The sequence below is a fragment of the Jiella soli genome (assembly GCF_020615385.1).
Taxonomy (GTDB): Bacteria; Pseudomonadota; Alphaproteobacteria; order Rhizobiales; family Rhizobiaceae; genus VKMB-3413.
In genome coordinates, this window is sequence record NZ_JAJAVB010000002.1 from 349,444 (window position 1) to 367,121 (window position 17,678).

19 protein-coding genes and 1 tRNA gene are annotated in these 17,678 nt (G+C 66.4%); 13 read left to right on the forward strand and 7 right to left on the reverse strand.

What is annotated here, in order from left to right:
• Nucleotides 1-8: 8 nt before the first annotated feature.
• The 4 genes from LH400_RS01965 to LH400_RS01980 form a co-directional block, all read right to left on the reverse strand.
• Complete coding sequence (locus LH400_RS01965) at nucleotides 9-494, reverse strand: DoxX family protein (protein WP_229150959.1); 486 nt, start codon at nucleotides 492-494, stop codon at nucleotides 9-11.
• Nucleotides 479-1,270 (reverse strand): HvfC/BufC N-terminal domain-containing protein, encoded by a 792-nt coding sequence (locus tag LH400_RS01970; RefSeq protein ID WP_229150960.1) that lies wholly within the window; start codon nucleotides 1,268-1,270, stop codon nucleotides 479-481. Before LH400_RS01970 ends, LH400_RS01965 begins: the two co-directional genes overlap by 16 nt.
• Nucleotides 1,267-2,187: an MNIO family bufferin maturase gene (bufB, locus tag LH400_RS01975; RefSeq protein WP_229150961.1), complete on the reverse strand. Its 921-nt coding sequence runs from the start codon at nucleotides 2,185-2,187 to the stop codon at nucleotides 1,267-1,269. The genes LH400_RS01970 and bufB overlap by 4 nt, the downstream gene beginning before the upstream one ends.
• Before the next feature lie 69 nt (nucleotides 2,188-2,256).
• Nucleotides 2,257-2,550, reverse strand: coding sequence for a BufA1 family periplasmic bufferin-type metallophore (locus tag LH400_RS01980; protein WP_229150962.1), 294 nt, complete (start codon nucleotides 2,548-2,550; stop codon nucleotides 2,257-2,259).
• A 269-nt stretch (nucleotides 2,551-2,819) separates the two neighbouring features.
• On the opposite strand from LH400_RS01980, the gene LH400_RS01985 reads away from it, so the two are divergent.
• A complete protein-coding gene (locus tag LH400_RS01985) occupies nucleotides 2,820-3,374 on the forward strand; it encodes a sigma-70 family RNA polymerase sigma factor (RefSeq protein ID WP_229150963.1) in 555 nt (184 codons plus the stop codon).
• A 1-nt stretch (nucleotide 3,375) separates the two neighbouring features.
• Nucleotides 3,376-4,014, forward strand: a complete 639-nt coding sequence (locus LH400_RS01990) for an NrsF family protein (protein WP_229150964.1) — start codon at nucleotides 3,376-3,378, stop codon at nucleotides 4,012-4,014.
• Nucleotides 4,015-4,089: 75 nt separating this feature from the next.
• On the opposite strand, the gene LH400_RS01995 is transcribed toward LH400_RS01990, so the two are convergent.
• Nucleotides 4,090-4,470 (reverse strand): hypothetical protein, encoded by a 381-nt coding sequence (locus LH400_RS01995; protein WP_229150965.1) that lies wholly within the window; start codon nucleotides 4,468-4,470, stop codon nucleotides 4,090-4,092.
• A gap of 204 nt (nucleotides 4,471-4,674) precedes the next feature.
• On the opposite strand from LH400_RS01995, the gene LH400_RS02000 reads away from it, so the two are divergent.
• A complete protein-coding gene (locus LH400_RS02000) occupies nucleotides 4,675-6,312 on the forward strand; it encodes a fatty-acid--CoA ligase (RefSeq protein ID WP_229150966.1) in 1,638 nt (545 codons plus the stop codon).
• Between the two features lie 115 nt (nucleotides 6,313-6,427).
• A complete protein-coding gene (locus tag LH400_RS02005; protein ID WP_229150967.1) occupies nucleotides 6,428-7,339 on the forward strand; it encodes a DUF1499 domain-containing protein in 912 nt (303 codons plus the stop codon).
• 55 nt (nucleotides 7,340-7,394) lie between these two features.
• Here LH400_RS02005 and LH400_RS02010 read toward each other — a convergent pair whose 3' ends face one another.
• Together LH400_RS02010 and LH400_RS02015 are read right to left on the reverse strand one after the other, a co-directional pair.
• Nucleotides 7,395-8,297, reverse strand: a complete 903-nt coding sequence (locus LH400_RS02010; protein ID WP_229150968.1) for an MBL fold metallo-hydrolase — start codon at nucleotides 8,295-8,297, stop codon at nucleotides 7,395-7,397.
• Nucleotides 8,297-8,788, reverse strand: a complete 492-nt coding sequence (locus LH400_RS02015; protein ID WP_229150969.1) for a hypothetical protein — start codon at nucleotides 8,786-8,788, stop codon at nucleotides 8,297-8,299. The genes LH400_RS02010 and LH400_RS02015 overlap by 1 nt, the downstream gene beginning before the upstream one ends.
• A 209-nt stretch (nucleotides 8,789-8,997) precedes the next feature.
• On the opposite strand from LH400_RS02015, the gene LH400_RS02020 reads away from it, so the two are divergent.
• The 9 genes from LH400_RS02020 to LH400_RS02060 all read left to right on the forward strand — a co-directional run bounded on the left by LH400_RS02020 (nucleotide 8,998) and on the right by LH400_RS02060 (nucleotide 17,459).
• Nucleotides 8,998-9,072 (forward strand) — tRNA-Gln (locus tag LH400_RS02020).
• A 105-nt stretch (nucleotides 9,073-9,177) separates the two neighbouring features.
• Nucleotides 9,178-9,435 carry a DUF6538 domain-containing protein gene (locus LH400_RS02025; RefSeq protein WP_229150970.1) on the forward strand — a complete coding sequence of 86 codons (258 nt, stop codon included), beginning with the start codon at nucleotides 9,178-9,180 and terminating at the stop codon, nucleotides 9,433-9,435.
• Nucleotides 9,436-10,008: 573 nt separating this feature from the next.
• The gene (locus LH400_RS02030) at nucleotides 10,009-11,580 is read left to right on the forward strand and encodes an ABC transporter substrate-binding protein (RefSeq protein WP_229150971.1); all 1,572 of its coding nucleotides are present in this window, start codon (nucleotides 10,009-10,011) and stop codon (nucleotides 11,578-11,580) included.
• Nucleotides 11,577-12,626: an ABC transporter ATP-binding protein gene (locus LH400_RS02035; RefSeq protein ID WP_229150972.1), complete on the forward strand. Its 1,050-nt coding sequence runs from the start codon at nucleotides 11,577-11,579 to the stop codon at nucleotides 12,624-12,626. Before LH400_RS02030 ends, LH400_RS02035 begins: the two co-directional genes overlap by 4 nt.
• Nucleotides 12,623-13,438 (forward strand): ATP-binding cassette domain-containing protein, encoded by an 816-nt coding sequence (locus LH400_RS02040; RefSeq protein ID WP_229150973.1) that lies wholly within the window; start codon nucleotides 12,623-12,625, stop codon nucleotides 13,436-13,438. Before LH400_RS02035 ends, LH400_RS02040 begins: the two co-directional genes overlap by 4 nt.
• Nucleotides 13,439-13,463: 25 nt before the next feature.
• Nucleotides 13,464-14,210, forward strand: a complete 747-nt coding sequence (locus LH400_RS02045; RefSeq protein WP_229150974.1) for a glycerophosphodiester phosphodiesterase — start codon at nucleotides 13,464-13,466, stop codon at nucleotides 14,208-14,210.
• Nucleotides 14,207-15,634 (forward strand): alkaline phosphatase family protein, encoded by a 1,428-nt coding sequence (locus LH400_RS02050; RefSeq protein WP_229150975.1) that lies wholly within the window; start codon nucleotides 14,207-14,209, stop codon nucleotides 15,632-15,634. Before LH400_RS02045 ends, LH400_RS02050 begins: the two co-directional genes overlap by 4 nt.
• Nucleotides 15,631-16,569: an ABC transporter permease gene (locus LH400_RS02055; protein WP_229150976.1), complete on the forward strand. Its 939-nt coding sequence runs from the start codon at nucleotides 15,631-15,633 to the stop codon at nucleotides 16,567-16,569. Before LH400_RS02050 ends, LH400_RS02055 begins: the two co-directional genes overlap by 4 nt.
• Nucleotides 16,566-17,459 (forward strand): ABC transporter permease, encoded by an 894-nt coding sequence (locus tag LH400_RS02060; protein WP_370638306.1) that lies wholly within the window; start codon nucleotides 16,566-16,568, stop codon nucleotides 17,457-17,459. The genes LH400_RS02055 and LH400_RS02060 overlap by 4 nt, the downstream gene beginning before the upstream one ends.
• The last annotated feature ends 219 nt before the right edge of the window (nucleotides 17,460-17,678 follow it).

A 17,678-nucleotide genomic window follows, 5' to 3' on the forward strand; every position in this document is an offset into this window, starting at 1 on the left:
GCTCGCCTCTACTCGGAGGGTCGGAGCCGGTGTCCTCCTTCGGCCTCGCCGCGGAAAAGCAGCCGGTCGAACGCAATGCGGCCGCCGCCGAAGACGACGAGGGCGAGCGCCATCGCAGCCCAGGGGAGATGGAAGTTCGCCCAGCCGTCCGGGACGGTGAGCTGGATCACTGCCGTCATGGCGAGGATTCCGAATGCGGCTAACCGCGTTCCGAGACCGAGCACCAGGAGGATCGGCAGCAGGATCTCGGCGGTCCCGGCCACATGCGCCAAGAGGATCGGCATCGGATAGGCCAGTTCAAAGCCGATCAGATGGAGCTTGAATTCCTCCTCGAAGAGAAACCGGGCGCCCATCGACAGCTCGAGAAAGCCGTCCCATTTGGTCAGCCCCGAGCGGAAGAACGGCACCGCCAGCGCAATGCGCAGGACGAGAAGCGGCAGCGACGCCGGAATGGACGAAAGTGTCCGATCCGCCTGTCTCAAGAGCCCACGCATTGCTCGTTTCCCTCCCTGAAACATCCGAGCGAAACGAGCGCGACGAGCGCCCGCCCGAAATCGAACCCTCCCCCGGCGCCGGCAGCTGCGGCCGCCTCAAGCGTCTTGCCAGCGAAAACGGAACAGACGAACGCCTCGTCTTCGACAGGGATGACAGTGAGCTTCACCTCGGCCAGCGGCCGGGTGAGGACCACGGTCTCGCCGCGCCAGATCTCGACCGGCCGGACGGGGTCCGGCTGATGGTTCGACCAGATCGTGCCGACGGGGAAGCCGGACGATACGAGGCGCGTCGCGGGGTGGAGATGAAGGACCTGGTCGGCGAGCTCTTCCGGCGGAACCCGGGCGAGATCGTCGAGGCTGAGGGGAATGGCGTCGGCTGCATGATATGACTGCGACAGAGCACTCTCCAGCCGCGCGACATCGGCGAGATAGGGAAGCGATGCCGCCGGCGGAAACGCCGCGACGAAATCCGGGAAGCCCTCGCCATAGTCGATCAGGACAGGCGTCTCCGGCTTGCAGTCCACCACGAAGACGCGCGCCATCCCACGGAAGAATTCGTCGCCGACGAGACGGCGTGTCACCGGGAAGCGCTTTTCCAGTGCGCCGACGAGGCCGACATGGACATTGTTGCGATAGACCGCAAAGCGCAGTCGATCGCGCCGACCTGACCGTGTCGCGAGTCCATCCGGAATGCTGTCGCCGCCGCCTCGAAGAGCTTCGAGAAAACCGCCCTGCCCCGATTCCGAAAACGAGGCGCCGTCTTCCGCCGCGCTCATGCCGCTTGGCTCGCCGCTCGTCGGCCGGAGGCAGGGCTGGCCGCGGCGCTCTCCGCTAGCGCCGCATCCACCCGCCTCGCCTCGGACATGAGGCCTTCGAAGCTCGGCACGTCATTGTCCCATTCGACGAGGGTCGCGACCGGGCCGCAGCGCGCGAGCGCGTAGCGGTAGAGCGCGAAGACGTCCGGTCGCACAGGGGAGCCATGGGCGTCGATCAGCAACCGGTCGCCTGCCTCGTCGACAGTTTCGTCAAAGCCCGCAAGATGGATCTCACCGACCCGGTCGAGCGGGAAGCGGTCGGTATAGGCGAAGGGATCGAGCCCGTGATTGACCGCCGAGACCATGACGTTGTTGACGTCGAGCAGCAGGCCGCAGCCGGTGCGCGCCGCGATGCGGTCGAGGAAGTCGATCTCGTCGATCGTCGATTCGCAAAAGACGAGATAGGTCGACGGATTCTCCAGAAGCATGCGCGTTCCGAGCGCCTCCTGCGTCTCGGACACATGCCGGCAGACCCGCTCGAGCGTCGCCTCGGTGTAGGGCAGCGGGAGGAGATCGTTGAAATAGGATCCCTCATGCGTCGACCAGGCGAGATGTTCCGAGAAGCTCGCGGGGCGGTAGCGTTCAATCAGACGGCCGAGCCGGGCAAGATGTTGGCGGTCGAGATCGTCCTCCCCGCCGATCGAGAGCCCGACGCCGTGCAGCGAGAGCGGATAATGCCCGGCGATCGCAGTGAGATATCGGTGCGGCGGGCCGCCCGCTCCCATGTAATTCTCCGCATGCACCTCGAAGAAGCCGACGGCCGGCCGGGTCTCCAGGATTTCGCGGTAGTGCTCGGGCTTCAGCCCGAGGCCGGCTTCTGCCGGCAGCGGCCTTGCAAAGGCTTCGCCGGTCGCGTTCACATTCTTCCAGGGTTCCATGGCGGCACTCCCTTCCGCGCTGCTGGGGACCCGGCAGGAGCGCCGGGTCTCGCCTTCAGCCGTTTTGGTTCAGCTCGGCAGGTCGCGCTCCAGCGGTGCCAGCGACCCCATGCGGCCGTCCGGCAGTTCCATCGTCTCGCAGGTGCCGGCCGGCACCGCCTTCCAGGAATTGCCCTGATAGTCGACGCTCGAGGTCCCAGCGCAGGTCGTGCCCGGCCCCGCCGCGCAGTCGTTCTGGCCGGCAAGCGCGACACCGTAGCACTTGACCGTTTTGGAATCGGCGGCCTGAGCCGGAATGGCGGTGCCGGCAAGGGCGGCGGCAAGCGAGCCCGCGAGAGCGATATTGAGCGAACGGCGATCCATGATGTCCTCCTTGAGACGGGTTTTCGGGCAAGGCGCGCAGTCGCCTTGTTCCGCCTAGTTCGTTGGAGGCTGACCTTGCGTTACACGCAGATGCGCCGTTTCACGTCCATGTGACCGTCGGGCCGGATCGTAAGTCACACCGAACAACCAGGTTTGCTCAGCGGGCGCGACCTCCGCAGGCGGGACGCCGGCTTCGGGGATGTCGATCACATTCTCGATGCTGTAAGAATTGTTGGAAACATTTCCCGGCCGCGAGCGAAAGAATGGCTATGGAGCCTGCGTTCAAGACCAAGCGCCAGCCGCTGGAGGAGCTGCTCGCGTCGGCCGTCGCGGGTGACGACCGGGCCTATCGCGAATTCCTGATTGAGGCGTCGGCGGTCTTGAGGCGCTTTGTGGCCCGGCGCGTTCCCAGAAACGCCGTCGCCTTCGACGTCGAGGACCTTGTGCAGGAGATATTGATGGCCGTGCATCGCAAGCGGCACACTTGGCGAACGGATGAACCGGTCGGGCCGTGGCTGTTCGCAATCGCGCGCTACAAGACGATCGATGCCTACCGCCGCCGGGGCCAGCGCGTCGACGTCGACATCGCCGATTTCGCCGACCTTCTGGAAGACCCCTCTACCGTCCCGACGGCCACGGCCCACGATGTGAACCGCGCACTCGGCACATTAGCCGGCAAGCAGCGCGCCGTCGTCTCGGCGCTATCGGTCGAAGGTCGGTCGATCGGTGAAACCGCCGAGCGGTTCGGCATGAGCGAGGGCGCCGTGCGGGTGGCCTTCCATCGCGGCCTTGCGGCGCTTGCCAAGAAGTTCGGACAGAATTGACATGAACACCGACGGCTTGATCGATACTCTCGTGGCCGATGCCGAGCGGCATGCGCCCGACAGCCCGCCGTCCTGGTGGCTCTTGTCCCTGATCGCCGCAGTTCTCGCCGCGGCGGTCTTCTTTCTCATCCTCGGACCGCGGCCCGATTTCCTGGAATCGCTCGGCAGCATCCGCTTCGACGCGAAGTTCGTGGTAACCGGTCTTCTTGCTCTTGCCGCGATCTCGGTCGCCATCGCCATGGGCAGGCCCGCGGCCTCCCTCGGAGCGCGGGTCGCCCTTCTCGCGGTCCCGGCGATCCTGCTCTTTGCGGCGGTTCTGGCCGAACTTCTCGCCGTGCCCTCATCGCTCTGGATGACCCGCATGATCGGGTCGAACAGCAGCATCTGCCTGACCGCGATTCCGACGATCGGCGCGCCCGTGCTGCTTCTGTTCATGTGGGGGCTGAAACGGCGAGCCCCGACGCAGCCGGCCCGGGCAGGTGCCGTCGCGGGCCTTGCCGCGGGCGGTGTCGCCGCCTTCTTCTACGCGGCGCATTGCACCGACGATTCGCCGCTCTTCGTAGCGCTCTGGTATCCGCTGGCGACGCTCATCCTGGTCGCCGCCGGCGCCATTGCCGGAAGCCGGTTGCTGCGCTGGTAGAAACGCCCAGTACCGCCGCGGCGTCGGTGCCGCAATCGGGCGGCGAGAACGCGCCTTCCCCTCTTGGAAATGCGGTCAGGCGCTGCCTTCCGGCTCCATTGAGCCGAACGGAAGGTCGTCGCGGATGCGCGACAGGACGCCGACGAAGGCGCGGGCAAAACCATAGAAGCGGTCGCCGACTTCCGAGCGGTCGGCAAGGCGGATCGCGTCGGCTTCGGCATTGAGGATGGCGAAGATGATGCGATCGCGGCCGCCGCCCGCGATCCGCACGGCGGCGATCCGCGAAGCGTCTTCGAAGGACCCGTCGGACGGCATGTCGAACAGGAGTTCGCCGCCCACGACCTCTGCCGCGGACCTCACGCAATCCTCGAAGCCTTCGGAGGACAGATCCCGCATGTCGAGCGCGAGTTCGAACTCGACCGCCTCGACCGCCTCTGCGCCGACATCGGCGGCCATCACTTGTTCTTCAGTTTGCGGCCGCATCGGCGGCACTCCTCTTGATGAATTTCCGTCTGACTTCCACGCACTTAGTCGCAAGGAAATGACCGAACTGAGGCGAAGTCGGACCGTGCTCGCTGGACAACCCCGAGGCTTTCGGTCGACATTGTGCCCGCAGAAAAAGGCCGGGAGACACAACTCCGGCACGCGGGGAGGATAGCGATGCAAGGTCTGATGCAGGAATGGCCGCTCTTGTGCACGAAGGTGCTAGACCACGCGGCGACCTTCCATCCGGAGCGGGAGATCGTCAGCCGCTCGGTCGAGGGTCCGATGCACCGGACCAATTATCGCGATATCCGCGCCCGCGCTCTGAAGGTCTCCCAGCGGCTGGAGCGGAACGGCATCGCCCTCGGCGACCGCGTCGCCACCCTCGCCTGGAACACATGGCGCCACTTCGAATGCTGGTACGGCATCGTCGGCATCGGCGCGATCTACCACACGCTCAATCCGCGTCTCTTCCCGGACCAGATCGCCTGGATCATGAACGACGCCGAGGACAAGCTCCTCTTCACCGACCTCACCTTCCTGCCTTTGGTTGAGGCGATCCTGCCGAAGGTGCCGAGCGTCGAGACCGTCATCGTGCTGACGGATGCGGCACACATGCCGGAGACCTCGATCGCCAACGCCGTCCCCTACGAGGAGTGGATCGGCGAGGCCGATGGCGACTTCGCGTGGAAGACGTTCGACGAGAACACCGCCGCCGGCATGTGCTACACTTCCGGCACGACCGGAATGCCGAAGGGCGTCGTCTATTCCCACCGGTCCAACGTGCTCCACTCCATGCTCGCGCAGCAGCCGGACGCCATGGGCCTTTCCGCCCGCGACCGTGTCCTCCCGATCGTGCCGCTGTTCCATGCCAATGGCTGGGGCATCGCCTTCACCTGCCCGATGGCCGGAGCGGCTCTCGTCATGCCCGGCGCGAAGATGGACGGGGCGTCGGTCTACGAAATCCTGACGACGGAGAAGGTCACGTTCAGCGCGGCGGTGCCGACCGTCTGGCTGATGCTCCTGCAATATCTCGAAAAGGAGGGCGGGGAGCTTCCCGATCTGAAGAAGGTGGTCATCGGCGGATCGGCCTGTCCGCGGATCGTGACCCAGACCTTCGAGGAGCGCTACGGCGTCGAGGTGATCCACGCCTGGGGGATGACCGAGATGAGCCCGCTCGGTTCGCTCTGCACGCTGAAGCCCGAATATGCCGGCCTGACCGGTGAGGCGCTCCTGGACGTGAAGGACAAGCAGGGCCACCCGCCCTTCGCCGTCGAGATGAAGATCACCGACGACGAGAACCGCGATCGCCCCTGGGACGGCAAGACCTTCGGCCGGCTGAAGGTCCGCGGACCCGCCGTCGCCCGTGCCTATTACAAGGGCGCGGGCGCCGAACAGTTCGACGCCGACGGCTGGTTCGACACCGGCGACGTCGCCCATATGGACGCCAATGGCTACATGCAGATCACCGACCGCGCGAAGGACGTCATCAAGTCCGGCGGCGAGTGGATCTCGACCATCGAGCTCGAAAACCTGGCCGTCGGCCATCCCGATGTCGGGGAAGCGGCGGTGATCGGTCTGAAGCATCCCAAGTGGGACGAGCGGCCGCTCCTCGTGATCGTCGCCAAGGAGGGCTGTCAGCCGGCCAAGGAAGACATTCTCGCCTATCTGTCGGACAAGATCGTCAAATGGTGGATGCCCGACGACATCGTCTTCGTGGACGAAATCCCCCATACGGCGACTGGCAAGATCCAGAAGATCACGCTGCGCGAACAGTTCCGCGACTATCAACTGCCGACGGCCGCCGAGGACTGACCGCGCCGGCCGCTGGCTTCGGCCGCATGGTTCCGTTCGAGCACAAGAAAGTCCCGGCTTCATTGCGTCGCCCGGCTGGTCTATGCTGCAGCGTCCTCGAAACGGCGTTGGTCTCATGAACTCGGTCTACGGACGGCTGCCGGTCTCCGGCCACTATCTTCGCAAGCGTCTGCTGCTTGCCGGATTTTCGCGGAGCCTGGCGGTCTTCTCGCTCATCCTGATCGGCATCGGCATCCTCGTCTACCGCCTCGGCGGGATCGTGCCCCAGGCGCTGATCTCGATTCTGCTCCTCGGCGTCGCACTCGCCGCGCTGGCCTTCCTGATCGCGGTCTACGGCCTCCTGCGGGTCTGGTTCGGCGGCGTCATGGGCGGGGCAGCGGTCGTCGGCGGGTTCTGCATGTCGCTCTTGGCGCTCGCGCCCTTCGGCTTCGCCGCATACCTTGCGGTCTCCAACCCACCGACCAACATCGCCTATACCGAGGCAATGGCGCCCGACAGCGTCGCCGCCGTGATCGAATCCGCCAAGGCGCAGCCGCTCTCGCTGATCTCGACGGTGCCGGGAACGCCCAGCCTCCTGACGGGACGCCGCTACCTCGCGGACGCTCCGACGGTCTACGAGGCGGCCAGGACCGTCCTGTCCGACAAGGGCTGGACGATCAAGGACGTCGTCGCCGGCGATCCCGCCGCCGCCGCCCAGCGCCGCGCAAATGGCGACCTCGGCATCAGCGGAACGATCGAGGTTCCGGTTCCAACGCCGCGCTCCAACGTGGATCTGGCCGATTCCAACCAGCCGTTCCTCAGGCCGGAGAGCGAGCAGTACCGGATCACCGCCGTCGCCCGCGATCTCCTCTTCGCGCTGCCGAGCGACATCGACATCCGCATCGTGCAGGATGCCGGGGAGACCTTCGTCGACATGCGATCGCTTTCGCGGTCGACCGGCATCGATCTCGGCCAGAACAAGCGCTTCATTCAGGGCTTCCTCAACGACCTCGACGACGCGATGACCGGCAAGGGCAGCACCGACTGAGCCGGTCAATGCCCGCGACGGTTGCCGATCTGCGGGAGCGAGGCGGGCGGACGGGTCAGACGGTCCGGTAGCGCCCGTCGATCGCCGCGGGCCCCTCGCACAGGACCCGGCCGGCTTCGACCAGCGCGACCAGATGCGCCAGGACGGACAGACCGGCAGCACCCGCCAGCCGGGGATCGATGTCCCGGTAGATCGCCGAGACGATTTCCGGAATGGTCTCGTCGCCCGCCGCAAGACGCGACAGGATCGCCGCCTCGCGCATGCGCCTGTGCTGGACGAGACCCCGCACGAACGCCGCCGGCCGTTCGACAGGTCCTCCATGGCCGGGCAGATAGCGCCGGTCGGAGCGGCGCAGGAGCCGGTCGAGCGAGGCCATGTAGTCGCTCATCGCTCCGTCCGGCGGCGCCACGATGGTCGTGGACCAGGCCATGACGTGGTCCCCCGACAGGAGGATCCCCGTGTCGCCGAGCGCGAAGGCGAGGTGGTCGGATGCATGACCGGGCGTCGCGACAATCTCGACCGGCATGCCGCCGAGCGTCAGCCGCTCGCCGTCCGTCAGTATCCGGTCGAAGGCAAGGCCGCGGTCGATCGCCTCGTCGAGCTCGCTGCCCGGGACGAGCGACGCGGAGTCGGGCGGCGGCGAAAGCGGGGCACCCAGAAGCGGGGCGGACAGGGCCTTGGCCGCCCTCGCCGCCAGCGCGCTGTGGTCGCGATGGCTGTGGGTGAGCAGAACCGCATCGACCGCCCGCCCGCCGACGGCCCCGACCAGCGCATCGAAATGGGCCGGATCGTCCGGGCCGGGATCGATGAGCAAACAGCGTGCGGCATCGCCGACGACATAGCTGTTGGTGCCCTTGAAGGTATAGGGCGAGAGATTGCTCGCCGTCACCCGCAGGATGCCCGGCTCGACCGCGACGGCGGCGCCATGGGCGGGATCGAATTCTCTCGCCAGATCCATCACGTCCGGTTCAGCCTTTCCCCCCGGCGCTTGCCGGCGCGGCCCGGATCGCCGAGATCGAACACGTCGATGGTCAGGCGCTGGTTTGCCGCATCGCCCCGGTCCTGATGCGGTAAATCACAGGCGACCCGACGCTTCGGCTCGCCATGAAGCTCGGTGACGACGAGCCCTTCGGCATGGTCGGCCCCGCGGACCGTCGGCAGGTCGAAGGCGCTGCCGAGGGCGAGATCGCAGCCCTCGCCGGCTCTGCGGGTCTCGGGGGCGAGGATGACGCGCTCCACCGCCGAGGTCTCGTCAAAGGTGCAGAACAGCGACCGGCCGGCGACGAGCGAGGAGACGTCCTCGAAGATCGGATCGCAGACGGGGTCGAGGCGGTCCGTGTGCAAAAAGACAAGGTCGGACGCTCCCGAACGCCGACGGTCGGGATCCAGCCCCCGGCTCTTTCCGGCGCCCGCCGGCAGGGCGAGCTTGGTCCTGCGGTTCTTCGCCATGCCGGCCTCGCGTCATCTGGGTTCCAGCAGAACATCGCGCGGCGCGTCCCGATGACAACCTGTCTCCAAGCGACCGGCCGGTCCCGACGCGCCGAGCGGGCCGACTGCGTCCGCGCCAGGACGCACACAGCACCCTGTCAATCGCTGTCACCGGCGCGTTGCATAGCCAATCGCCAGCCGCTATAGCACGACGACAGCGCCACGCGCTTTGGGGCGTCGCCAAGCGGTAAGGCAGCGGCTTTTGGTGCCGCCATTCGCAGGTTCGAATCCTGCCGCCCCAGCCAAAATCATCTAAACCATTGAAATTGTGACCGATTTGTTCCAGCTGGGAGCCATTCCGCCAGGTGGGACACACGCCTGTGACACAACCGTGTGACACGGAGTGTGAAATGGGGATCGCGACAGGTCTCGAACGACGCGGCGCCGTCTACTACTGGCGCAAGCGCCTGCCAGATACGCTCGCCGGGCGAATCGGTCTGGCGCATGTTAAGCTCAGTCTTCGAACCCGCGAGGCTCAGGAGGCGCGATATCTCGGGGCTTGCCTTAACGGGATGGCTGCCGAGTTGCTGATGAGCGAACTTCCAGAGATCACGCGGGAGCAGCTGCAATCGCTCTTCCGCAAGACGTTCGAGCAGCATCGCCGCTAACTTTCCCTTCTTGTCGACTTCGCCCGGAACGAACGGAGCTTCACACCATCGCAGGAGTCCTGGAAGAGACAGCAATGGGGTGGGCCTATCGTCACTTCTCTCGGAACGGCCCGCATGCTTCCCTCGACGAGGATGCTCGAGATCGCTTTGCGAAGGCCGGCCTGTCCAGGGAAGAGATCGAGCGCATCGCGGCGACGGGTGGACGTGTGAAGGCAAGTGGCGAGGCGAAACCTTCGGCGTTTCGCCTGGCTGAAGCCATCACGGCAACCGGCGCCAAGGTCACGGTGGACTTGACCCGTTTTAGTGCTGTGTCCGGCCGCTCGTCTCGACCAGACGCACGGCCTCCTTCTCGAGTTCCTTCGTAAATCGTCGATGTCGCTTTGCCATCGAGTTCCTCATGCCTCACTGAGAACTCTCCGCTTTTCCGGGGCAAGTCCAACCTGATCTACCTCAGGTTTTATAACGAGCGGCCGCATGTTGTGAGGCGTTCATCGAACCGTCGTCCAGCTGTCACCCTGGCTTATTGTTCTGTCGGTAACGGTCCCCCCGTTCCGAGACAAACGAGGGGTCAAAATGATTTCGTGCACATTCAGGGCGTTGCTGACGGCCGGCCTGCTGGCGCTCGGCGCTGCTACGCCCACGGCAGCGGCCGATGCAGACAACAGGCCCGACATCGTCGTCGCCGTGGCCGACAACCCGCCGACGCTGGAGCCCGCGAAGGAGCTCTCCAATGTCGGCACACGGATCACCTATTCCGTCTTCGACACCCTGATCCGCCGTGACTTCCTTTCGGAAAAGGGCGGCGGCGGTTCGAAGCTCGTCCCTTCGCTGGCGACGGACTGGAAGCGGCTCGATGACAAGACGCTCGAAGTCAAACTGCGCGAAGGCGTGAAGTTCCAGAACGGCGCCGACTTCACCGCCGAGGACGTGATCTTCACCTTTTCGCCCGAACGGTTGATCGGTGATGATTCACCGCTGCCGCAGGGCCGCGCCTATTTCGGCGTCCTGGATCATATCGAGAAGATCGACGACCACACCGTGCGCTTCGTTACCAAGGAGCCGGATCCGCTGCTCGAACAGCGGCTTGCCTCTTGGGCGTCCTGGATCGTGAACAAGAAGGACTGGCTGGAAAAGGCTAATGGCAAGGCCTTCGCCCAGTTTCCGGTGGGCACCGGGCCGTACATGCTGGACGACTACAGGGCCGATCAGTACGTGAAGCTGAAGGCCTTCGACGGCTACTGGGGCGGCAAGCCGACCGCAAGCACCGTGACCTTCAAGAAGGTCCCGGAACCAGCGGCCCGCATCGCAGGCCTCGTCAGCGGCGAGTTCGACATCATCACCAACGTCGCGCCGGACCAGATCCCCCAGATCGACGGCTATGACGACATCGAGACCCGCAGCGTCGTTCTCGCGAACTCCCACGTGCTCGTCTACAATACCGACAACGCGGTCCTGAAGGACAAACGGGTTCGCCAGGCGATGAATCTGGCGATCGACCGCCAGCTGCTCGTCGACGCTCTCTGGGGTGGCGAAGCCGTCGTTCCCAACGGCCACCAGTATCCCGAATATGGCGACATGTATCAGGCCGACCGTCCGGGCTTCGAATACAATCCGGAAAAGGCCCGGAAGCTGCTGCAGGAGGCCGGCTACAACGGCGAGGAAATCGTCTATGCGACCGAGCCGCAATACTATCTGAACGCGCTTCCGGCCGCACAGGCGATGCTGGAAATGTGGAAGGCGGTCGGCCTCAACGTGAAACTCGAGGTGCGCGAGGACATCGACACCATCCCGAACGACCAGCTGATGGTGCGCAACTGGTCGAACTCGACCCGCTATCCCGATCCGGTCGGCGGTCTGTGGAACACCTGGGGGCCGTTCGGCTCGGCTCAGAAGTCCTGGCAGACTTGGTCGCCCGAGGAATTCAACAAGGTCGGCCGCGAACTCGAGACGACACTCGACCACGACAAGCGCTTCGCCCTGGCCGTCAAGCTGATGGACATCTGGGAGGACGAAGCTCCGGGCACGATCCTCTACCAGCCGCTCGAGACCTACGGCGTGCGCAAGTCGCTGAAGTGGCAGCCCTACACCTTCTACTACATGGACCTGCGGCCCGATAACCTGAAGGACGAGGCGCACGGCTCGTGACCGTCGGTGTCCTTGAAAGACCTGGCGTCGGCTTTGCCGGCGCCTCGGCTCCCCGCGCTGGCGATCCGCTCGCCAGCGCACTCGTTCGTGAGCCGGTGCTGTCGATCGACGGCCTCTCCGTCTGCACCGGCGACGTCGACCTCGTCATCGACGTTTCGCTTCAGGTCGTGCCGGGCGAGACGCTCTGCCTCGTTGGCGAGAGCGGCTGCGGCAAGAGCCTGACCTGTCTTGCGGCCATGGGACTTCTGGCTGAACCGGTTCGGCGCAGATCCGGCAGCGTCCGCCTGCAAGGCCAGGAACTGACGGGGCTTGGCGAGAAGCAGCTGCGCCAGGTCCGCGGCCGCGAGATGGCGATGATCTTTCAGGACCCGACCGCCTCGCTTAACCCGGTGCAGCGCGTCGGTCACCAGGTCGCCGAAGCGTTGGTCGTCCACGGGCAACTCAGCCGGAGGGCGGCCATGCGCCGTGCCGTCGAACTTCTGGATCGGGTCGGGATCGCCGATCCGGCGGCCCGCGCCGCGGCCTATCCGCATCAGCTCTCCGGCGGCATGTGCCAGCGGGTGATGATCGCCATGGCCCTCGCCTGCCGGCCGCGGCTGATCATCGCCGACGAGGCGACGACGGCGCTCGACGTCACCACCCAGTCCCAGATCCTGAAGCTGATGAAGACGCTACAGCAGGAGACTGGGACGGCAATGATCTTCGTCACCCATGACCTCAGCGTCGTGGCGGAAATCGCCGACCGCGTTGCCGTCATGTATTCCGGCCGCATCGTCGAGACCGGCCCCGTCGACGCGATATTCGAGAATCCGGGCCATCCCTATACGCGCGGGCTGATGGATTGCCGCCTGCATGCGCTGTCGGCGACGGCCGGGCGGCTGGCGACGATCACGGGAACCGTGCCGCGTCCGGCGGCGCGCCCGGGCGGCTGCGCATTCCGTCCCCGCTGCCCGAAGGCTGCCGAGCGCTGCGAGACGCTTCCGCTGCCGCAGGGCTTTGCGCCGCGCCAGACGGTCGCCTGCCACTTTCCGGGACGGGCGCGATGACGATCGCGGCCCTCGAATTGCGCGGCGTCAGCCGGCACTATCGCCGCAAGGGCGCATGGTTCCTCAAGACCAAGCCGCTGCGGGCCGTCGACGGCGTCGACATCGAGCTTCAGGCCGGCGAGACCCTCGGCATCGTCGGCGAGAGCGGAAGCGGAAAGTCGACCCTCGGCCGCATCGCCGCCGGCATCGAGGCGCCGAGCGGCGGAAGCATCGCCTTTCGCGGCGCACCCTATGCCGACATCGGATCGTCCGCCTGGCGCCGCCAGCGCCGCAATGTCCAGGTCGTGTTCCAGAACCCGTCGCAGGCCCTCGATCCGCGACTGTCGATCGCCACGCAGATCCACGGACCGATGGTGGCGCATGGCCTCGATGCCGGCGACGACATCGTCGCGGCAATGCTGGCTCGCGTCGGCCTCGCGGGCCTCGGCACCAGGTTCCCCCACCAGCTTTCAGGCGGCCAGTTGCAACGGGCGGTGATCGCCCGGGCGCTTGCCCTGTCGCCGGACGTGATCGTCTGCGACGAAGCCGTGAGTGCGCTCGACGTCTCCGTCCAGGCGCAGATCCTGAACCTCCTGCAGGACCTGCAGGCCGAGTTCGGTATGGCCTATCTGTTCATCTCCCACGATCTCGGCGTCGTGCGCCACGTCAGCCACCGCATCGCGGTGATGCGGCACGGGCGGATCGTCGAGACCGGCCCCGCTGCCCGCGTCTTCTCACAGCCGCAAGATTCCTACACCCGGTCGCTGATCGCTGCCCTGCCGGCGGCCTCGCCCGCCGCGCGGCGCGCTCGTGACGCGCACCAGCCCGCTTGATCCTCGAAAGTCCACGATGCCTGACATGGCCCGACCGACCTCTCTGCCCCTGATCGTCGCCCACCGGGGATTTTCCACCGCCCATCGCGAGAATTCGCCGGCCGCCTGGATTGCGGCCGTCGAAGCCGGTGCCGACGTCGTCGAGGTCGACATCCGGACGACGCGCGACGGCAAACTTGTCTGCTGCCACGACGCCGATCTCCGGCGGCTGGCGGATCGGACCGAGGCGATCGCGGACATTGATGCCGCCGAACTCGCCGGCATCGCGGTCGCCGGCGCTCCCGCCACTCCGACCCTTGAGGAACTGTTCAAGGTACTGCCGTTAGGGCAGGCGATCGTCTTCGACGTCAAGGACGAGCGCGCCGAGGTGCTGGACCTACTCGTCGCAGCGGCCACGGCTTCGGGGCGGGGCGGGCTGATCTTCGGCCTGCATAGGATCGCTTCGGTGACGCATGTCCGGATGCGGACAGATGCCGCCATCCTCGGCCTCCTGTCATCCCTCGAGGATGTGGATGCCTTCTTCGCGGTCGGCGGCGATATCCTGCGGCTGTGGGAAAGCGATGCCACGGCCGAGCGGGTCGGCGCATGGGCAGCTTGCGGCCGGCCCGTCTGGGTCACTACCGGGGAAGGCATAACCGGCCGCAAGGTCGGTGATTTCGCTCCGGACAAACTGCGCCGCATGACGGCCGAGGGCGTCTGCGGCTTCCTCGTCAACGACCCGCTCGCGGCGCGCGATGCGCTTCTGCCCGTTCTGCAGGAGACGGGCGCATGATCGACGGCTCGACGCTTCTCGTCTGTTTCGACGGCCTGCGCCGCGACCGCGCGACGACCGACCGGATGCCGAACCTTGCCGGTTTCATGGCCGCCGGCGCCGACATGATCAACGCCCGGAGCGTCTTTCCGAGCGAAACCCGCGTCGCCTCGACGAGCACCGTCACCGGCTGTGCGCCGGGACTTCACGGCCTCGTCGCCAACCAGTTCATCAACCGGCAGGTCGTTCCGGATGGCCTCTTCAACACCGCGAGCCATGAGGCCCTTGGCCGTGCCGACGCGCTGGGCGTCCTGATCGACCGCGAGAGCCTCGGCCAGCGGCTGGCGCGGGCGGGAAAGAGTTTTGCGGTCGTCAGCACCGCGACGCCCGGCGCCACCTTCATGATGAGCTACGGGGCGGCAAGAGTCGGTCAGCCGGTCTTTTCGGTCCATGAGGGCGTTGGCACGCCTGTGCTGATGGAGGCAGCCGCCGCCTGCTTCGGGCCGATACCGGGGGCCGCAACACCCAACACCGCTCGGATCGACTATGCGACCAGGGTTTTGACGGACATCGTCTATCCCATGCACCGGCCGGATCTCGCGATCCTCTGGATGTCCGATCCCGACATCACCTCCCATGGCTTCGGCATCGACGCGCCGGAAACGATCGCGGCGCAGCGCGGCTGCGACGAGGCCTTCGGGCGTATTCTCGACTTCTGGAAGACGGGCGACGGCCCCGAGAACATCGTCGTCATGTCAGATCACGGCCACATCACCGGCTCGGCGAAGGTCGATCTCGCGGCGGCGCTGCCCGAATACGCGGCGTCCCTTTCGCCAGGCACCTTTTCCGGCCTCTATCTGCCTGATCCGACGCCGCAGACGATCGCGGCAACCGTCGAGCGCCTGGCGGCAGAGCCCTTCTGCGGGCTGATCTTCGTCGACATGCCGGGCGCTCCCGAGGCAAGCGTCCCGGGGGCGCTGCCCGCCTCCGTCATGGGCGGCGGCCATGCCCGCTCGGCGCCCGTCTCGTTCACGCTGCGAACGTCGCCCACGGCAAGGATTGGCGAGCCGGAAACCTGCCTCTTTGCCGGCGGCATCGAACCCGGCGGCGGGATGCATGGCGGACTGACGCGTGGCGAACTCTCGACCGTCCTTGCCGGCGGCGGTCCGGCCTTCCGGGCCGGTTTCGTTTCCGAGACGCCGTGCTGGCTGCCGGACATCGGTCCAACATTGCTAACCATCCTCGGCCTTCCTACCGACGGCACCAGCGGCCGGGCGCTTGCCGAGACGTTGGCGGGCGGGAACGCTCCCGCGCCTGCTGTCACGCGGCGGGCCCTGCACGCGTCGATCGCCGACCACGAGCAGGGTGTCGAGCAATGGCTGGTCGATGGCCGGCCGATCACCGATTTCGGCTGGTCTACCGGGCGGGACGGGGTGCCGCAATGAACCTCCGCTTCATCCTGACGAAACTGTTTCGGGCGTTGCTGACGCTCGTACTCGCCGTGACCTTCGTCTTCGTCGTGCTCCGCATGTCCGGCGATCCGGTGACGCAGATGCTGCCCGACGACGCTCCACCCTCCGTCATCGTCCAATATCGCGAGATGTGGGGCCTGGATCGCCCCCTGCCGGAGCAGTATCTTCGCTACGTCGCCGGGATCGCGCATGGCGACTTCGGCTACTCCTTCCGGGACGACCGCCCGGCGCTGGATGTCGTTCTGGAACGTGTGCCGCTGACGCTGGAACTCGGCCTGACGGCTCTTGCCATCACCATCCTCCTCGGCCTCGCCGGAGGGATCCTCGCGGCGCTGAACCGGGGCAGTTCCGTCGACCGGGCAACCATGGCATTCACGATCTTCGGCCATTCCATGCCGAACTTCTTTCTCGGCATCCTCCTGATCCTCTGGCTGGCGATGACCTGGAGAATCCTGCCGAGCTCGGGCGCCGGCAGCTGGCGTCATCTGGTCATGCCGGCGGTGACACTCGGCACAGGCTATGCCGCGACGGTCGCCCGGTTCACCCGGTCTTCGCTGCTGGAAGTGCTGCACCAGCCCTTCATGCGCACCGCCAAGGCGAAGGGCGTGCCGTTCCGGCGCCGGATCCTCGGTCACGCGCTGCCGAACGCGGGGATTCCCATCGTCACGGTCATCGGCTTGCGGCTGGGCGGGCTCATCGGCGCGGCGGTGGTCGTCGAGCCGGTCTTCGCCTGGCCTGGTGTCGGCCAGCTTCTGGTCAACGCCGTCGCCTTCCGCGACCTCGCCATCGTCCAGGCGGTCGTGCTGCTCATCGCCTTCACCATGGTCGTCGTGAATTTCCTCGTCGACATCACCTATGGCTGGCTCGATCCGCGGATCGGCATCATCCGGGGCGAGGCAAGCGCATGAGCGAGGCCGTTGCTCCCCTTGCGCCCGCTGCCTCGGCAACCGCGCCACGACGCCGCCGTCGACTGCCCGTCGTCATGTCGCTGTGCCTCGCCTGGCTCGCCATCGCCTTCATCCTGGCCGTTGGCGCCGACTGGATCGCTCCCTACGGCTATGCCGAGCAGAGCCTGCTTCACCGGCTGAAGCCGCCGGCCTTCCTGGGCGGCGACCCCGCCTATCTCCTGGGCACGGACGGTCTCGGCCGCGACGTCTTGTCGAGGCTGATCTACGCCATGCGCACCAGCATCCTGATCGCCTTCTGTGGCACGCTGATCGGCTCCGTCGTCGGCACCTTCCTCGGCTTCCTGGCGGCGCATTTCCGGGGCTGGGTCGAGGAAGCGATCATGCTCATGGTCGACTTCCAGGCCGCGATGCCGTTCCTGATCATCGCGCTGGCGATCCTCGCCTTCTTCGGCAACAGCTTCGAGCTGTTCCTCGTGGTCGTCGGCTTCTACGGGTGGGAGGTCTATGCGCGCCTGACGCGCGGCCTGGTCCTGCAGGCGAACGCCCAAGGCTATGCCTTTGCGATCCGCACGCTCGGCGTCCATCCCTTGCGAATCTATGTCCGCCATGTCCTTCCGAACATCCTCAGCGTGCTCGTCGTGCAGGTGACCCTGAACTTCCCCGAGCTGATCCTGCTCGAGACCTCGCTCAGCTTCCTCGGCCTCGGTGTCCAGCCGCCCCAGACAAGCCTGGGTCTGATGCTCGGCGAGGGCCGCAACTACATCGCCTCCGCCTGGTGGATGGCGGTCCCGGCCGGCATCGCGATCTTCGTCACGACCCTGTCGGTGAGCCTCCTCGGCGATTGGCTGCGCGACAGGCTCGATCCGACGCTGCGATCGGCGGAACGATAGTTTCGCAGAAGCGACAGGCGGACGGCCTGTCCGGCGGGCGGCGTCCTCGCAGTCGAAAGCCTCGTACGTCGCCACCGCGCGGCCATGGCTCGCAGGACGCCGGAAAGGCTGCCTCGTCGGCAAGGCAGGCGCAGATCGTACGGCGGAGGCCGGAGCGAAACTGCAGGATCAAGCGGGTCGTTGTGTCTTCCGCCGGCGCAGCGACATGCGGTACTCGAA